General features: G+C 54.5%; 19 protein-coding genes. 18 read left to right on the forward strand and 1 reads right to left on the reverse strand.

What is annotated here, in order from left to right:
• Positions 1 to 24: 24 nt before the first annotated feature.
• Positions 25 to 498: a DUF4267 domain-containing protein gene (locus M1D70_RS05395; RefSeq protein ID WP_456289351.1), complete on the reverse strand. Its 474-nt coding sequence runs from the start codon at positions 496 to 498 to the stop codon at positions 25 to 27.
• Positions 499 to 665: 167 nt separating this feature from the next.
• On the opposite strand from M1D70_RS05395, the gene M1D70_RS05400 reads away from it, so the two are divergent.
• The 18 genes from M1D70_RS05400 (at position 666) to M1D70_RS05485 (ending at position 16705) form a co-directional block, all read left to right on the forward strand.
• The gene (locus M1D70_RS05400) at positions 666 to 1025 is read left to right on the forward strand and encodes a winged helix-turn-helix transcriptional regulator (RefSeq protein WP_456289352.1); all 360 of its coding nucleotides are present in this window, start codon (positions 666 to 668) and stop codon (positions 1023 to 1025) included.
• Positions 1026 to 1094: 69 nt separating this feature from the next.
• On the forward strand, positions 1095 to 1526 hold the full coding sequence (locus tag M1D70_RS05405) for an NUDIX hydrolase (protein ID WP_456289353.1): 432 nt from the start codon (positions 1095 to 1097) through the stop codon (positions 1524 to 1526).
• A gap of 44 nt (positions 1527 to 1570) precedes the next feature.
• A complete protein-coding gene (locus M1D70_RS05410; RefSeq protein ID WP_036672687.1) occupies positions 1571 to 2017 on the forward strand; it encodes an NUDIX hydrolase in 447 nt (148 codons plus the stop codon).
• A gap of 15 nt (positions 2018 to 2032) precedes the next feature.
• The gene (locus M1D70_RS05415) at positions 2033 to 2569 is read left to right on the forward strand and encodes a histidine phosphatase family protein (protein WP_456289354.1); all 537 of its coding nucleotides are present in this window, start codon (positions 2033 to 2035) and stop codon (positions 2567 to 2569) included.
• A 213-nt stretch (positions 2570 to 2782) separates the two neighbouring features.
• The gene (locus M1D70_RS05420; protein WP_009593181.1) at positions 2783 to 2971 is read left to right on the forward strand and encodes a hypothetical protein; all 189 of its coding nucleotides are present in this window, start codon (positions 2783 to 2785) and stop codon (positions 2969 to 2971) included.
• Positions 2972 to 3205: 234 nt separating this feature from the next.
• Positions 3206 to 3811 (forward strand): DUF2087 domain-containing protein, encoded by a 606-nt coding sequence (locus tag M1D70_RS05425; protein WP_456289355.1) that lies wholly within the window; start codon positions 3206 to 3208, stop codon positions 3809 to 3811.
• Positions 3811 to 4737, forward strand: coding sequence for a sigma-70 family RNA polymerase sigma factor (locus tag M1D70_RS05430; protein ID WP_456289356.1), 927 nt, complete (start codon positions 3811 to 3813; stop codon positions 4735 to 4737). The genes M1D70_RS05425 and M1D70_RS05430 overlap by 1 nt, the downstream gene beginning before the upstream one ends.
• Before the next feature lie 82 nt (positions 4738 to 4819).
• Positions 4820 to 5266, forward strand: a complete 447-nt coding sequence (locus tag M1D70_RS05435) for a VOC family protein (protein WP_009593156.1) — start codon at positions 4820 to 4822, stop codon at positions 5264 to 5266.
• Between the two features lie 221 nt (positions 5267 to 5487).
• Positions 5488 to 5751 carry a hypothetical protein gene (locus M1D70_RS05440; protein ID WP_009593178.1) on the forward strand — a complete coding sequence of 88 codons (264 nt, stop codon included), beginning with the start codon at positions 5488 to 5490 and terminating at the stop codon, positions 5749 to 5751.
• 66 nt (positions 5752 to 5817) lie between these two features.
• Positions 5818 to 6606 carry a prolipoprotein diacylglyceryl transferase family protein gene (locus M1D70_RS05445; RefSeq protein WP_456289357.1) on the forward strand — a complete coding sequence of 263 codons (789 nt, stop codon included), beginning with the start codon at positions 5818 to 5820 and terminating at the stop codon, positions 6604 to 6606.
• A gap of 17 nt (positions 6607 to 6623) precedes the next feature.
• Positions 6624 to 8039 (forward strand): radical SAM protein, encoded by a 1416-nt coding sequence (locus M1D70_RS05450; RefSeq protein WP_456289358.1) that lies wholly within the window; start codon positions 6624 to 6626, stop codon positions 8037 to 8039.
• A gap of 54 nt (positions 8040 to 8093) precedes the next feature.
• Positions 8094 to 9227, forward strand: a complete 1134-nt coding sequence (locus M1D70_RS05455; protein WP_456289359.1) for an SGNH/GDSL hydrolase family protein — start codon at positions 8094 to 8096, stop codon at positions 9225 to 9227.
• A gap of 223 nt (positions 9228 to 9450) precedes the next feature.
• Positions 9451 to 10509, forward strand: coding sequence for a LacI family DNA-binding transcriptional regulator (locus M1D70_RS05460; RefSeq protein WP_456289360.1), 1059 nt, complete (start codon positions 9451 to 9453; stop codon positions 10507 to 10509).
• A gap of 1 nt (position 10510) precedes the next feature.
• Positions 10511 to 12388: a cache domain-containing sensor histidine kinase gene (locus tag M1D70_RS05465; protein WP_456289361.1), complete on the forward strand. Its 1878-nt coding sequence runs from the start codon at positions 10511 to 10513 to the stop codon at positions 12386 to 12388.
• A complete protein-coding gene (locus tag M1D70_RS05470; protein WP_456289362.1) occupies positions 12381 to 13886 on the forward strand; it encodes a response regulator transcription factor in 1506 nt (501 codons plus the stop codon). Before M1D70_RS05465 ends, M1D70_RS05470 begins: the two co-directional genes overlap by 8 nt.
• A 114-nt stretch (positions 13887 to 14000) precedes the next feature.
• Positions 14001 to 14885, forward strand: coding sequence for a carbohydrate ABC transporter permease (locus tag M1D70_RS05475; protein WP_009593160.1), 885 nt, complete (start codon positions 14001 to 14003; stop codon positions 14883 to 14885).
• The gene (locus M1D70_RS05480) at positions 14882 to 15712 is read left to right on the forward strand and encodes a carbohydrate ABC transporter permease (protein ID WP_456289363.1); all 831 of its coding nucleotides are present in this window, start codon (positions 14882 to 14884) and stop codon (positions 15710 to 15712) included. Before M1D70_RS05475 ends, M1D70_RS05480 begins: the two co-directional genes overlap by 4 nt.
• A 36-nt stretch (positions 15713 to 15748) precedes the next feature.
• A complete protein-coding gene (locus tag M1D70_RS05485) occupies positions 15749 to 16705 on the forward strand; it encodes a glycoside hydrolase family 113 (RefSeq protein ID WP_456289364.1) in 957 nt (318 codons plus the stop codon).
• Positions 16706 to 16735: the final 30 nt, after the last annotated feature.

Genomic DNA, 16735 nt, shown 5'->3' on the forward strand with positions numbered 1-16735 from the left:
GAACGAATAAGCCGGAAAAAAATATTATTTCATCAAGGTATTGATATTTGCCGAGTTCTTTTGCGTTCGTTGAGCGGATCGTTCCTCACGGAACAGGATCCATGTCACCACGAGAATATAACCTACAGTGCCGATATGAATCCACGCGCTGGCCGGAGCTGCCCCGTCACTACGCAGAACTAACATGGCATCTACAATAGGCATCTCGATGCTGAGGATGGACAGGACGATGAGCACTCTACGCATGCGCAGTAACAATAGTGCCCCAATGATCAGGCCGATATATAAATCGCGATTGGCCTTGATGTAGATGATGGCTGTATCCGATGGGTGGAAAAGAGTCAAACCAAAGCCTTGAATGGCAGCCTCCGGCTGAATAAACGCATTGGTTCCTAGAAACAGCACAAACAGCGACAGTGAAGCGACCAACCAGTAGGAATAAGAATGCGGACCCCAATTCCGCGATGTCCAAGAATTGCTGGAACCATATGAATTCATAACATAGCCCTCCTATTTTTTTCGATAGCTTCCAAGCTGCGGTATAACGTATTCTGTCATGCTCCGGTTTGCATTGACTTTAGACTAACATGCGACATAGAATCTTGATAAGAACGCACTTTCGAGTAAGGAGCTTACTTTAAAGTAAGCCATAGAGGAGGGCTGATATGAAAACATCTGCCAGGTCTGTCGTTAGCGAGTGTCCCATTGAAACGGTCATGCATGTACTAGGCGGGAAGTGGAAGCCTCTGATCCTATGGCATCTGATGGAATCCGCCAAACGCTTCAGCGATTTGGAAAAGGACATACCCGAGGTAACGCAGAAGATGCTGGCCCAGCATCTGCGCGAATTGGAGAGTGACGGGCTCGTCGTTCGGACCATACATCCCTCGGTTCCGCCAAAAGTCGAATATGCTCTGAGCGAATATGGAATCACGCTGCTGCCCGTGCTGGAATCGATGTGCAACTGGGGGACGATTCATAATCGAATAGCCGCAGGAAGTTTCTGTGATGCAAAAATGAAATAAAGGATTTATTCTGGCATCCGACAATAGGCTCGTATCAAGCGGAAAATAGGCTGTTGGAGGAGGGAGGACATGTTTATCGTCAACGTGGAAGGAGCCGTGCATAAGGACGGGCAGTGGCTGATGATAACGCGCAGCTTGAAGGAAGAGAACGCCGGCGGAACGCTTTCGTTCGTGGGAGGCAAGGTCGACAAGGAAGGCAGCACGCTGGATATTCTGGAGCGCACGGTAAAGCGGGAGCTTTACGAAGAAGTCGGGGTCGAGGTGAAGGAAAGCGTTACGTATGTCTACAGCTCTTCATTTGTCACGGGCGATGGACGTCCCGTCATCAATATAGTGTTCTTGTGCGAGTATGATCAAGGAACGCCGTATTGCAAAAGCCCGGACGAGGTCGATTCGGTGCAGTGGATGACGCTGTCGGAAATTAGGGATCATCCCCAGACACCGCCGTGGACGATGGAGAGCGTGCAGCGGGCGGAGGAGGCGCGAAGGAAGCTCAAATAAGCATGGTTTTCGAAAAGAAAAATCCTAAGAAACGGGGGAAGGGTATGAGCAGCCTATTGCAGGTTCGAGTTACCGGAATTTTGATCGAAGACGAACGGATTCTGCTGGTCAAACAGAGCGTTTCGTCAGAACGCGGCTGGTCTCTTCCGGGAGGAAGGGTAGAGCAAGGGGAAACGCTGGAGGAAGCCATGATTCGGGAAATGGAAGAGGAGACCGGGCTTGTTACAAAAGTGACGAAGCTTCTGTATTTATGCGATAAGCCGGATTCATCGCCATCCCTCTTGCATATTACGTTTTTGCTGGAACGCTTGGAGGGGGAAATCCGCCTCCCGACGAATGAGTTCGATCTCAATCCTATCGGCGATGTGGTCATGGTCCCGATCGCAGATTTAGCAAACCACGGGTTTTCCGAGAAGTTTATGACGATCGCTCAGCGCGGATTTCCGGAGTCAGGAAGCTATCAAGGGCTCAAGCGCAATATTGGATTATAGGGAGGTGCCGATCCTATGAAAAAAATATACATCGTACGCCATTGCCAAGCGGAGGGACAAGCGGCGGATGCTCCGTTAACCGAGCAGGGGGTTCAGCAATCGCTTGAACTTGCTGAATTTCTGCACGACAAAGGGATTGACCGTATTGTTTCAAGTTCTTATCGCAGAGCTCACGACACCATTACACCTTTGGCTGATCGCATAGGCGTGGCCGTTGTGCTGGATGAGAGGTTGACCGAGCGAATACTGTCGGGCCAAAATGCTCCTGAATGGCGGGAGATGCTGCGCAGAACCTATCTGGACTTGTGCTTTGAAGGCGGAGAATCAAGCCGTACAGCCATGCATCGTGCGGTAAGCGTAGTTCATGATGTCCTGCAGAGTTCAAGCCGGAATGCCGTTATCGTATCCCATGGCAATCTGATCTCGCTTCTGCTGAAGCATTACGATAATCAGATCGGCTTCAACGAGTGGGAGGCTTTCTCCAATCCCGACGTGTATAAGCTCAGCTTCCGTTCAGATGTACCGGAGATTCAGCGGATATGGAATTCGTAGCCACGAAAGAAGGCGTATGTAAAAAAGACTTCATAAGCATTTATTCCCTATATTTGGCGATGGCCCGTCCCCTATAATGGAGTTGCACGGATATTCGGCTTGTCCATCCTAAGGATTGAGCTTCGCATAACAAAGAATAATCGCGGCGGAGGCAAGCGGTGTGCATGGGTTCGAAATACCATTGGAGATTATGAAATAAAGGGGATATGAACCATGGCCAAAACAAAACGGGGCCGCGCACTATGGAACATGCCATCGCGCGGCCGCGGCACATGCCCGGTATGCAGCACGTCGCGCATCAAACTTCTCTACGTCGCCAACAAATCGGACGGCACGGCACTGAAGGTATGCAAACGATGCCAGAATGCCGATCAGTCCAGAGTGGACGCAGCGGTAGTGTAAGAAGCGGCTTAGCTGATATCTAGGTCAACAGCAACAGAGCAATCGTGTTTCGTACGTGTAGCCGCAACATCCGGAAAACCCGTTCCTTCATGAAGAAGGGCGGGTTTTTTATGGTGCCATGGCCTTCATTCTCCATGAGGAGGTTTACTTTGTAATCCGGATGGTTTAACATCTGATTTAACAAACTATAAATTAGATGGATGTTAAATTTATATAAGGAGTTGAGCTAAACCCGTGCAATTGGATAAGGTGGTCAGTTATCACAAGGCGCTCGCAGACCCGACCCGAATCAAGATGCTCATCCTGCTTGCGGAAGGCGAAATGAACGGCCAGCTTCTGGCCGAGAAGATTGGCGTCACGCCGGCTACGATTACGCACCACGCGGCGAAGCTGCGGGAAGCGAGTCTCATCAACGAACGCAGGGACAAGAACACGATCTTTTTTTCGCTGAACGATTACTTTATTAAGAACAGTGCGACAGCGACGGAGAATCTGATTTACCAAAGAGTCCGGCCCGGGGGCGTAACGGAAAGCTTGCAGGAAGAGGAGCAGCGGATGAGGGATTCCGTAATCAAGAACTTCTTCACCTCCGACGGGAAGCTGAAGAGCATCCCTGCCCAGCTGAAGAAGAAACTCATCGTGCTTACGCATATGGTATCCCGGTTGGAGAAGGGACGGAAGTACAGCGAGAAGGAAATGAACGAGTTTATCAAGGAATATCATGAAGACTTTGCGACGATCCGGAGGGAGTTTATCATGCATCACTTCATGTTCCGGGACAATGGGGTGTATGAGCTCAATCCGCAGAAGATGTGGGCACAGTGGGAGGATCTGTCCTAATGAAAGAACATTTGCCGCTATCCCATCAACGGATCGAGGATGCCAAAGCGGGGGATTTTGATGCCTACCGGATGATCGTCAACGAGTATTCCAATGCCCTGTTATCCGTTGCGTACAGCGTGCTGGGGGATTTCCACGAGGCACAGGATGCGGTGCAGGAAGCATTTCTGAAGTGCTATCGCAACCTGCATACGCTGAACGACCCAGCGAAGCTGGGCAGCTGGCTGTATGCGATAACGCGCCGGACCAGCCTCGATTTTGCCAAACGAAGCAAGCAGGCTCTCCCCCTGCACGAAACGACTCCAGCAGCGGACAATATCACGCCATGGCTGGAACAATATGTGATCCATGATTCCGTCTGGGGAGCCTTGCAGGGATTGGAGGAGAAGAGTAAATCCGTTGTCGTGCTGCACTACTTAAGCGAGTGGTCCATGAAAGAGATTGGACAGTTCCTTAACATGTCGGTATCTGCGGTTGAAAGCCGAATACGACGTGCCAGAGAAGTTTTGAAACAGCATCTTGCCCGTGACTTCGAGCATTATTTCCTTACTCACCGTTTGGGGAGGGATTTCGAGCAGCAGGTCTCGGAACATGTCCTTAAGCGAGCCGGTCATTTCTATATTCCAGTCACGGATAAGGGGCAGGCCACCGCCTGGTTTATCCTGCATTTTCATCTGGGAACCAGCAGGCACGGCAATCCGGTGCTGGAATCCGGACAGGAATTGTATTTGCTCGAGTGTCAGCGCCACGCCCCGGCGAGCATGCCTGTACTCACGTTCGAAGTAGCGAGCGTTGGGGAGTTAGTGCAGCGGCTGCATCAACAGGGGATTGGAATGGAGCCGATCCGGGAAGATGCTTTATTCGGCAAATTGCTGGTATTCTATGATCCCGACGGCAATAAGTATCATGCAATTGGACCGAATTGATAATAAAATGGCTCTCCGTGACGGAATCGGTCCGGTTCCATCGTCTATATATTGAAACCACATTGAACAAGAGGTGAATCGAATGACGATAGACAACCCATTAAACGAAGCACCCAAGCTCCAATCCTTGAACAAGCCGTTGCTAAAGAAGGTTCATTGCAATTATCTCCCGGTAAGGAATCTTCCGCTGTCGGTAAAATGGTACTCGGAGCTATTTGGCCTTACTGTGAGAAAATGCGACGATACAGGCGCCATCTTGATCTTAGGGGACGGACAGTGGTTATTCCTGCTGGAAACACTGGATAACCGAACAGCCAACTTCATAACCAACCAATGGGAAGGGGAGAATTATGAAATGTTCTCGTTAACCTTTGAAGTCGAGAATATCACGGAGCTGCATAAGCGGCTGCGGGAAAATGGAGCACAGGTCGAGCCGCTGGTAGATCACGGCTCCTGCGGATTGCAGTTCAAATTCAAGGATCCCGACGGCAACAAGTTTAATGTTTGGCAGGATGCACCCACGAGCTGACCCATCGAACCACAAGAATGGAAAGGCAAGCGCTGGCTTTTAATGAGTCAGAGGGCTTGCCTTTTTTTATTTCCGCGATTCCGATTGGAAACGGCGGCATCTTATGACGTCTAATGAATATTTACTCCAGGACAATCTGTCGTTTTGCAGGTGGTGGTCTAATTCTCCGTTAGCGTTTACAATAGGCAATATAAGGGTTAAATGCCAAATGAGGTGATTCGATGGAATTTTACCGCTGCATGAACCATCCCGAAAGGGCAGCCGCCGCGCAGTGCACGCGCTGCGGGAAGCCGGTGTGCGACGAATGCCATAATCCGGAGACGGGCCGCTGCCGCTACCGCTGCGGCGAAATGCCCCCTGCTCCCGGCATGCCCGGACGGTCCAGGAACATATGGGTGACCGTGATCGTCTCCATACTAGCCATTTTGGGCGGGCTTACGCTGCTGCTGCTCGCGATTTGCGGAACGATCCTGTTTTCCTATTAAAGAACGCGTTTCGAACTCGAGCAAGGTCTTATTTTCAACTCAAGTTTTCATTCAAGGAGTGGGCGGATGGAATTTCCTGTTTATTTGTACCTGGGCTCCTGGCGGATTCATCCGCATGTGTTATTTGAATCGCTGGCCTACTTTATCGGCTTTCGGGTGTATTTATGGACCCGCCGGCCGAGCGGCATGACAAAGCTGATGAGCCTGCAGCTGCTGGCCGGCATCATCGCCGGGGCTGCCATTGGGGCCAAGCTGCTGTACTGGTTTGAAGATCCGGCGGCCACTTGGGAACAGCTGCGCCAATTCCATCTCCTCTGGGGTGGCAAGACGATTGTCGGCGGTCTTCTCGGCGGATTGATCGGCGTCGAGCTGACAAAACGCTGGGTGGGCTGGAAGCATTCCACGGGCGATGATTTTGTGTACCCGCTGATGCTGGGCCTGGGCCTTGGGCGAATCGGCTGTTTTCTGACCGGCCTCGACGACCACACCTACGGCACGCCGACAACCTGGTTCACGGGCGTGGATTTCGGCGACGGGATCTATCGCCACCCGACTCAGCTGTATGAGATCCTCTTCCTGATCGTGCTGGCCCTGCTGCTGATGCCGCTATACCGCCAAAGCCGCGGCAGATCGACTCGCGAGGGCTATGTGTCCGGGCGGATGTTCCAATGGTTCATGGCCGGGTATCTGCTGTTCCGCCTGGCGATCGAATGGATCAAGCCGACGCCGCATCCTTACCTGGGATTGAACAATATCCAGCTGGCCTGCATCGCGGGCCTCATCTATTACGCATGGCTGATCGGCGGCAGAAACCGGATTCGCCGCTTCACGCCGGGTTCCCGTCTTCCAAGCTGACCAAAGGAGTTTTGATTATGCCAAAAAACCGGCCTTATCTGTATCATGAACTGACGAACAGCATATGCACCACCTGTTATCGCAAAGTGGAAGCCAAGATCATCGAGGAGAACGGCATGGTGTATATGCTCAAAAGATGCCTCGTGCACGGTCCGGAAAAAGTGCTGATCGCAACCGAGGCCGAGTATTATCATCAGACGCGAAAGTTCATCAAGCCGTCCGAAATGCCGCTCGTCTGGAATACGCCGATCCGTTACGGCTGCCCTTACGACTGCGGACTGTGTCCGGACCATGAGCAGCACAGCTGCCTCACGCTGCTGGAGATTACGGATCACTGCAATCTGCAGTGCCCGATCTGCTTCGCCGAATCGTCGCCGCACCGCACCTCCTACCGGTCGCTGGCACAGATCGAATTCATGCTCGACCGGATCGTGGAGAACGAGGGGGAGCCCGACATCGTGCAGATCAGCGGCGGCGAGCCGACGACGCACCCGGATTTCTTCGACATCCTGGATATGTGCAAAAGCCGTCCCATCAAGCATATCATGGTGAACACGAACGGCATCCGCATCGCCCAGGACCGCGATTTTGCGCGGAGGCTGGCCGAGTATATGCCCGGCTTCGAGATTTACCTGCAGTTCGACAGCTTTGAGGAACATGTGCTGAAGGAGCTGAGAGGGGCGGACCTGCGGCGCATCCGCCGGCAGGCCATCGAGCACCTGAATGAATTCAACATCTCCACGACGCTGGTCGTCACGCTGAAGAAAGGGCTCAATGACGGCGAAATCGGCGACATCATTCAGTATGGGCTTCAGCAAAAGGCGGTCCGCGGCGTCACCATTCAGCCGATTCAGGCGGCGGGACGGCTGGAGGGGTATGATCCGGCAACCGATCGGCTGACCGTAAGCGAAGTCCGGCGGATGATCATCGACCAGTCCGAAGTGTTTACGGACGCGGACATTCTGCCGGTGCCCTGCCACCCGGATTGCCTCGCCATGGGTTATGCGTTGAAGCTGGGCGGGGAAGTGCTCCCGCTGACGCGGATGATCGACCCGGAAATCCTGCTTGAAGGCGACAGCAACACGATTGTATTCGAACAGGACCCGGTCATCCGGGGAAAAATGTTTGAGCTGCTGTCGACGGGCCACTCGCCGCAATCCTCGGCGATTTCCCTGAAGAGCCTGCTCTGCTGCCTGCCGCTGGCCGCCGTGCCGGAGCAGATTACGTACGACAACGTCTTCCGGGTCATTATCATGCAGTTCCTGGATGCCCATAACTTCGATGTCCGGTCCGTCAAGAAATCCTGCGTGCATATCGTGCATCCCGACGGGCGGATGATCCCGTTCGACACCTATAACATGTTTTACCGGGATGACAAGGAAGAGCTGCTGAAGGAACTGAAGGAAGAGGTTGCCACCGCATGGGACAGATAAGCCGTTCTAAGGCAATGTACTTCAATTCGAGCTTACATAGGGAGGCGATACATTGTGCAGAACAATAGCCCTGAACCTGAGAAGGTGTCTCCATTTCTATTGGATCAGAACATGAAGATCGATCACGCCGAAGCGGACGAATTGTTATGGTATTCCCCATTGGAAGAGCCATTCCGAGTATCCGGCTTTGCCTGGTTCGACACCGAACGTATCTATCGCAGGCTGCCAGCCGTACCTGAGGTCCCCGTCCGACCGGAGGTGGATACGCTTGCGAACTGCACATCGGGCGGTCAAATCCGCTTCCGAACGGATTCGCGGAACGTATCCGTCCGCGTGCGGTTGACGGCAGGCTCCGGCATGTACCATATGCCCCCCACCGGGGAGTGCGGAGTGGATGCGTATATCGGCGGCCCGGGCGAGTGGAAACATGCAGGAACCGCCCGTTTCCAGCCAGGTCAGGCAGAGTATGAGAGCAGCCTTTTCACTGTCGAGGACCGCAAAGCACGCTCGTTCCTGCTCAACATGCCTTTATACCAGGGCGTTGAGGAGATATGGATCGGAATGGAGCCGGGAGCCGAGGTCCTTGCGCCGGAGCCCTATGATTCCAGCGCGAGAGTGGTGATATACGGAACCTCCATCACGCAAGGCGGATGCGCGTCGCGGCCCGGCATGTCGTACACGAATATCTTAAGCCGCAGGCTCCATCTGGAGTTTGTCAACCTGGGCTTCTCGGGGAACGGCAAGGGAGAGCCGGAGCTTGCCGAACTGGCCGCCCAAATCTCGGAGCCGGCCTGTCTCGTGATTGATTATGAGGCGAATTGCGGAGGGACCGAAGCTTATCGTCAGACCTTGCCGCGGTATATCGAGACCTACCGGAGGTTCCATCCCGAGGTTCCCATCATCCTGGTATCCCGCATCCCTCATGGAGCCGAGTCGTTCATGCCGGAGTTTCGCGAAGGACGGCTTGAACGGAAAAAGTTTCAGATGGAGCTCGTTCGGGAACTGACTGAGGCTGGAGACCATAACCTAACGTTTGTGGACGGATCGGATTGGTTAGGCGACGATCCCGGGGAAACGACCGTTGACGGGGTTCATCCGACGGACCTCGGCTTCAAGCTGATGGCGGACCGGCTTGAGCCTGTACTAAGGCAAGTGATTGGCGAAACCGCTGCAGCAGCAAGGGGATAGGACCGTTAACGGGGCTGAACGGTTAGCGTGCTAATGGAGTAACGAAAGGCTTAATGAAACGTTCATATGCTTAAATCGTAAAGTGGCCCGTTCCTGGTTGGAACGGGCTTTTGTCTGCGCCGTCGCTGCATTCAAAAGTTTTAATTGTTTACCTAATAAATGAAATGTTATGATAACAATTAACTAATAACTTATCGATTACCTTAAAGGATGTGTACAGGTTATGGCAGGGAAAGTCACGATGCAGCAAATTGCCGATCATCTCGGCCTTTCGAAGTTCGCTGTTTCTAAAGCGCTTTCAGGTAAATCCGGCGTCAGTCTCGAGACCCGGGAGAAAATTGTGAACGTCGCGACCCAGCTCGGTTATTTTGCCAACAAGTCGCCGAAGGCCGGAGGCAAGAAGAACGAAGCCAACGCCGACGGCAGCCAAGCCGCCAAGGAGACTGTCATCGTGCTCGTGCCGAATGTCCGCTACCAAACGCGGGATTCCCTGTATTGGGGACGGATTATCGACGGCATCACGAATGAGCTTGAGGCAAGGGACACGGGGATGGTCATCGTGACCGATCAGTTCAAGGACAGCTTCGCGAATTTGATTAACCCGAGCGGGGTGAGAGGCATCATCGGCGTCGGATTTATCTCCTCGCAGCTGCTGCTCGAAATCCGCAGCCTGGATATTCCCTTCGTCTTGATCGATCATGAGGATCCGCTGATACCGTCGGATGCCCTGTTCATGAACAATGTGGAGTGCATGAGACGGGTGACCAATTATTTGATCGGGTGCGGGCATCGAAGGCTTCAGTTCGTGGGGAACGTCCGGTTCTCGCGCAGCTTCGCCGATCGTTATCAAGGCTATCGTTCCGTCCTCGGCGAGCAGGGGATCCTGCTGGATCAGAACGAGGAGCTCCTCAGCTTCGAAGGAGATAACCGCTCCGAGATGACGGAGTCGCTCGAGACGATACTAAGCCGGATGGAGGAACTGCCAACCGCCTTTGTGTGCGCGAACGACTCCATTGCCATCTGTATCATGACGGTGCTCGGCAAGCTGGGCGCCAAGGTGCCGGCAGACTGCTCGGTTACCGGCTTTGACAATATTGAGGATGCCGCTTATGCGGCTCCGTCACTGAGCACCATCCACGTCAACAAGGAGGCGTTCGGACGCAGGGCGGTGGAGATGCTGGCGAGACGGGTGGAGCAGCCGGACAGCCCGCTGGAAAAAATACTGCTGGCCGGCGACTTCATCCTCCGCGAATCCACCGCTTATGCCAAGAAGGTCGACTGACGTGAACCTGCGCGGCTACATTACCCGTCTATGGAAGGAGCGGCCGGCCGGACGCTTGGACCGCAAGCTGTTTGTGGTCTTTCTGTTTCTGATCATCCTGCCGATCGGACTCATCACGTATTTTGCGGCAGAGCGTTATACGGCCACCATCGAGAACAATACGGTCGCCTACGTGTCCCAGCTGTCGAGCAAAATGATGGGCAAGCTGGATGATTACGTGACCGATATGATGAAAATATCGATCATTCCTTCGTACCTTAATGAAATTCAGTCAGGACTCGAGATGTCCAATCGGCATTACCAGGCGGAAGGGCAGCCGAAGGAATCGGCAAGCCAGAACGAGAGTGAGCTGAAGCTCCAGATTACGCGCAAGGTCGAGCGGAGCATCTATTTCATGAACAACATCAAAGAAGGCACAAGCAACGTGTACCTGTTCGACCTTTTCGGCAACCCCTATTACGTGGTCAAAAGCGGCGGCAACCGCTCGAATCTGCAGCAGTACTATGACAACTGGCGCAAGCTGGCCACGGAGGCCGGCGGCCGGCCCGTACTGGTCAGCACGCAGGAGATCGCCGTGTCCGCCGGCAGCAAGCAGTACATGTTCACGGTCGTTCGCGACATCATCGATAAATCGTACCATTCCATCGGCACCATTGTGGTGGATGCCAACATCGGCGTGATCGAGAACATCGTCACCGACCTGGAGGAGACGACGCACGGCACCACCTTCATCCTGGATGACAACGGGACCGTGATCTATGACAGCGAGAAGAAATATTTGTCCCGCAGCATGACCGACAATGCGGCGCTTGCCCAGGCCACCGGCAACGAAGGAAGCTTTCGCCATAAGGTCGACGGGGAGGAGCAACTTGTCGTTTACCGGAAATCCGAGCAGACCGGCTGGCTGATCCTGATTACGGTGCCGGAGCGGCAGCTGATGCAGGATGCGCTGAAGACCCGGAAGATTACGATCGCGGCGGCTGTCGGCGTTACCAGCTTTGCCCTCATCATTTCATTGATTCTGATCTATGCGCTGACAAGGCCGCTGCGGTCCATCGTTCATTTGATGAAGCAGGTGCAGACCGGCAAGCTGGATGTGGTGTTCCCGGTCCGAAGGCGGGACGAAGCCTCGCTGATCGGGGTCTCGTTCAACCGGATGATGGCACGCATCAAACAGCTCATCGACGATATCTACACCGCCGAGAAGCGGAAAAAGGAGGCGGAGCTGGAGCGGCTTCAACACCAGATCAATCCGCATTTTATTTACAATACGCTGGAAACGATCCGGATGACGGCCGTTCTTCATAACGACCAAGAGGTGGGAGATATGGTGCAGCTGCTGGGACAGCAGCTGCGCTACAGCATTCATGCCGGCAGCGAGGTCGTGGAGGTGAAGCACGAGTGGGAGCATGTCAAAGCCTACATCGAGCTGCTGAATTACCGGTACGGCGAGCGGTTCGTGCTGACGCTGCCGGATGATCCGGGGGCTGATTCCATTCGGGTAATGAAGCTGCTGTTTCAGCCGATCATCGAGAACGCCGTCAATCACGGCTTCGACGAGAACAAATCCTTGCTGCATCTGACCATTACCTATGCCATGGATGGCATGAATCATGTGTTTACCGTTACGGATGACGGGCTGGGCATGTCGGCAGAAGCGCTTGCGAGGCTGCGCAGCATGCTGGATCAGGCGCAGCCCCAAGGACCGGACGGCCGGGGAGTCGGGCTGCGAAACGTGCACGAGCGGCTGCAGCTCCGATATGGAAGACCCTACGGCCTTGCCGTAGAAAGCGAGGAAGGGCGAGGAACTGCCGTTCGGATTACCTTTCCCGCGGAACATATAGAAGAACCGAGAACAGGAGGACTTGCAAATGCTTAACATCGCCGTGGTGGACGATGAGGAACGGATCAGGCTGGGGCTTGGCAAGCTGATACGGGACGCAGGCGAGCAATATCGGGTCGTGGGGACGTTTGCAAGCGGCCAGGAGCTGCTGGATCAATGGCATGAGCTCCAGCCCGACCTGGTCATTACCGATATCAAAATGCCGCAAATGAACGGGCTCCAGCTGATGGCGAATATCAAGCAGATGGCCTCCCGTACCAAATTCGCCGTGCTCAGCGGTTACAACGATTTCGAGTACGCCCGCACCGCCATGCGTCAGGGAGCGCTGGAATATTTGCTTAAGCCGGTCAACATGAAAGAGCTGCTTCGCATGCTGGAGAACGTCGACGAGCTGGTGAAGGGCGAGCAGAACGAGCGCAAGCTGGAGTCGGACGATCTGGTCAGCTTCCTGTTAGGCACGGATCAGCGAACCATGCCAGAGCATCTGTTCGAAGAAGTCTGCGACCGGCTGGATCAGCAGGCGCTGTTCCACGGACATTACGCGGTGCTCCTGCTTCGCACGTTCCCGGAGATCGCGGAAGAGAAGCTGCTGGCGTGGACGTTGGTCTGGGGGACGGAGCGGAGAATCATCGGCTGCGAAGGAGGAAGGCAGGCGATCTTGGCGTCCATCGCGGAGTCGGGCCATGCGGATATGGCGAGAGAATGGGCGGCCATGCTGCTGCAGCAGCTTCCCGCGGGCACTTCGGCGAAGCTGGGCATCAGCGGCGTATTCAGCGGGAGCCGCTGGCTCCCGCAAGCCTATAGGGAAGCCGCGAGCGTCCTGGAGCAGGCTTGGTACAGCGATGAACGGCGCAACTGCGGAGGCGAAGGCATACCGGCGGTTCACCGGGAAGAACGCTACCGGCTTGTCCGTTCCTTGGATAAACAGCTGCTTCCGGCGCTGCGTGCAGGCGAGTATGCACGTTTGCCGGCGGCGATGGGCACTTGGCTGGAAGAGACGGCTTCCCTGCGGCCCGGCTGGGCCGAATTAAGGGAGGCTTGCCTGACCCTGGAGTCGCATATGGCGGAAGAGATGAAGCAGCGCGGCATTGACGCAGGGGATGCAGATTGGAACCTGGAGCCGGGGGACAGCGAGAATTGGCGTTCGTTCGCGGCCCGGCTGAGGCGCGCTGTGGAGGCTGCCGCCGGTCTCCTGGATCAAGGGAAGAACGAGCATAGGGCTGTCGAGACGATCAAAGCCTATATTCAGCAGCATTACACCGAGGAGCTGGAGCTTCAGCACCTCGCCGACCTGGTCTATTTGACTCCGAGCTACTTGAGCAAGCTGTTCAAGACCGAAACGGGCGAGACGATTACGGACTATTGCATCGCCGTGCGAATCGAGCATGCCAAGCGGCTGCTGAAGGAGGATCACGGGCTCAAGACGTATATGGTCGGCGAACGCGTGGGCTACCCGGACCCGGCTTATTTTAATAAAGTATTCAAAAAAATGACCGGAAAAACGCCAAAGGAGTACCGCGATTTTGTTAGGTGACTGTTATCTAAACTGAGGACAATAAAAGCAAACAAAGTCTATTATTTTTCGGGGCGCTGTCTTTTATAATGATTGAAAACGGTACCATTTCATCCAGAAAGCGAGGAAGGGAACGTGTTCAATTTCAGTTATAAAACGCAGCGCTATCTTATTCTGTTCGGTTTCCTTGCCATTCCCGTGCTCCTGTCACTGACCTTCTCTTATTATCCGGCGCTCTCGCTGTTGTATTACAGCTTGACGGACTGGTCGGGTCTCGGCTGGGATATGAACTTTATCGGCTTTGACAATTACGTCGAGATTTTTACGAAGCCCGAAGTGTTCAGCTCACTCAAGAACAATCTGTATTATCTGATCGGGGGTCTCATCCAGGTCGTCTTTGCCCTCTATTTTGCCGTTATTCTGACGGGCAAGCTAAAGGGGAGAAACGGCTTCCGGGTCGCTTTGTTCCTGCCGTACGTGCTGCACAGCGTGGCTACGGTCATCATGTTCAAGAACGTGTACCACATGGAATACGGCTCGCTGAATACGCTGCTCGGCGCGCTTGGACTCGAATCCTGGCAGCAGAGCTGGCTGGGCGACAAAGGGATCGTGAATTTTGCGCTGGCCTTCATCTCGATGTGGAAGTACATGGGGCTGAACATGGTCATCTTTATCGGGGCCCTGCAGTCGATACCGGGCGACCTGTACGAAGCGGCATCCATCGACGGGGCATCGGGCTGGCAGAAGTTCCGTTACATCACCTTGCCTAGCATCCGGGGCGTGCTGGAGCTGATGCTGATCCTCACCTTGACGGGCGCGCTCGAAGCGTTCGATATTCCGTTTGTGATGCTGCTCGGGGCGAACGATACGTCGACCTTCGTCATCAAAACGGTGGATACGGCATTCAAGTATCAGAACTTCGGGCTGGCCTCGGCGATGGCGGTCGTGCTGCTGATCATCGTGCTGCTGTTCATCGTCATCCAACGGAAGCTGCTGTTCAGGGAGGAGAAGCAATCATGAAAAGGGAAGGCTCGATCGGCTTTAGGATTTTCAATTATTTCACGTTGGTTGTCGCTTTGTTCGTGGTGTTCTTCCCGATTTACTCGATCTTCGTGGGGGCGTTCAAGACCCAGGTGGAGTATTATCAATCCGGCCTCAGCTTGCCTGACAATTTCTTTAACTTCGAGAACTTCAAGCGGGTGATCGACATCGGGGATTTGGGGCTCGGATTTCGCAATATCCTGATCATATTGGTCATTTCGGTAGTCGGCAACATCCTGTTCGGTACCATGGTCGCTTATGCCGTCGGAAGGTTCGAATTCAAGATGAAAAAAGCGATCATGGGCATGTACCTGGTCGCTCAGGTCATTCCGATGGTCACGACGCAGGTGGCTACCTTCAGCGTCATCCAGAGCCTGGGGGCCTACAACACGATGCTTGCGCCGATTCTGCTGTACTTGGGAGCCGACGTGCTCCAGATCGTCATCTATCTGCAATTCGTGAACAGCATCCCGCGGGATCTGGATGAGAGCGCCATGCTGGAAGGGGCGTCCCTGTTCAAAATCTACCGTTCCATCATCTTCCCGCTGCTTGCGCCGGCTACGGCGACCCTGGTCATTCTGAAAAGCATTTCGATTTACAACGATTTTTACACGCCGTACCTGTATATGCCGAGCCAAGACCTGAAGGTGGTATCCACCGCGATTTATTCCTTCATCGGTCCGAATGCGGCGCAGCTGAACGTGATTTCGGCAGGCATTCTCATTATTTTCATTCCGACGGTCGTGTTGTTCTTGTTCATGCAGCGGTACATTTTTGCGGGGGTTACGAACGGAGCGGTTAAATAACGAACACTAGACGATGAAGAAGAGGAGACTCGATATATGAACTCGACAAACAAGTGGACGGAAAAAGTATGCGGCATGACCTGGGGGTGGACCGGCGTACGGGGCTCCTGGACGGGACCCGAGGCGGAATTCTCCATGGAACGCATGGCGGACATGGACGTGAATTGGGTGGCCATCGCGCTGTCGGCCGTGCAGGCAACGCCGCAGTCGACGGAAATCCCGTTCCGGGAAGAACCGACGGTGACGGACGATGAGGTGCGATGGGCTATCCGCAAGGCGAAGAGCCTGGGCCTCAAGGTGTGCTTGAAGCCGGTCGTGAACGTCGCGAACGGAACGTGGCGGGCCCATATTAACTTCTTCGACGAAGAGGTTCCAGGTGAGCCGAGCTGGGCGGAATGGTTCCGCTCCTATGGGGAGTTCATTCGCCATTATGCCGAAATCGCGGAGGAAGAGCGATGCGAGATGCTGTGCGTGGGCTGCGAGATGGTGCAGGCCGATAAGCGGGACGCGGAGTGGCGGGCCCTGATTGCGGATGTACGAAACGTCTACGGCGGGCTGGTGACGTATAATTGCGATAAATATCAGGAGGAGCGCGTGGGCTGGTGGGATGAGGTAGATATCATCTCCTCCAGCGGCTATTATCCGATCGACCAGTGGGAGGAGCAATTGGATCGGATCGAAGGCACGGTCCGCCGATGGAACAAGCCGTTCTTCTTCATGGAAGCCGGCTGTCCGAGCCGCGAGGGCTCCGCGGTCCGCCCGAACGATTGGTCGCTGCCCGGCGGCCCGTCGGAGGAGGAGCAGCGGCAGTATTATGAAGCGATGTTCGCTGCTTGCGCCAAGCGGGAGTGGATGCAGGGGTACATGCTGTGGGATTGGCCGGCGCGGCTGTATGGCGTGGAGGAAGCGTCCCTGAACGATGATTATTGCATGTACGGCAAGTTGGCCGAGGAGACGGTGAAGACATTTTATGCGGCCGGCATCCGGGTTTAATGCTGGATCGGACGGGCGTACCGGCTCGGT

Source organism: Paenibacillus sp. AK002 (assembly GCF_053903045.1).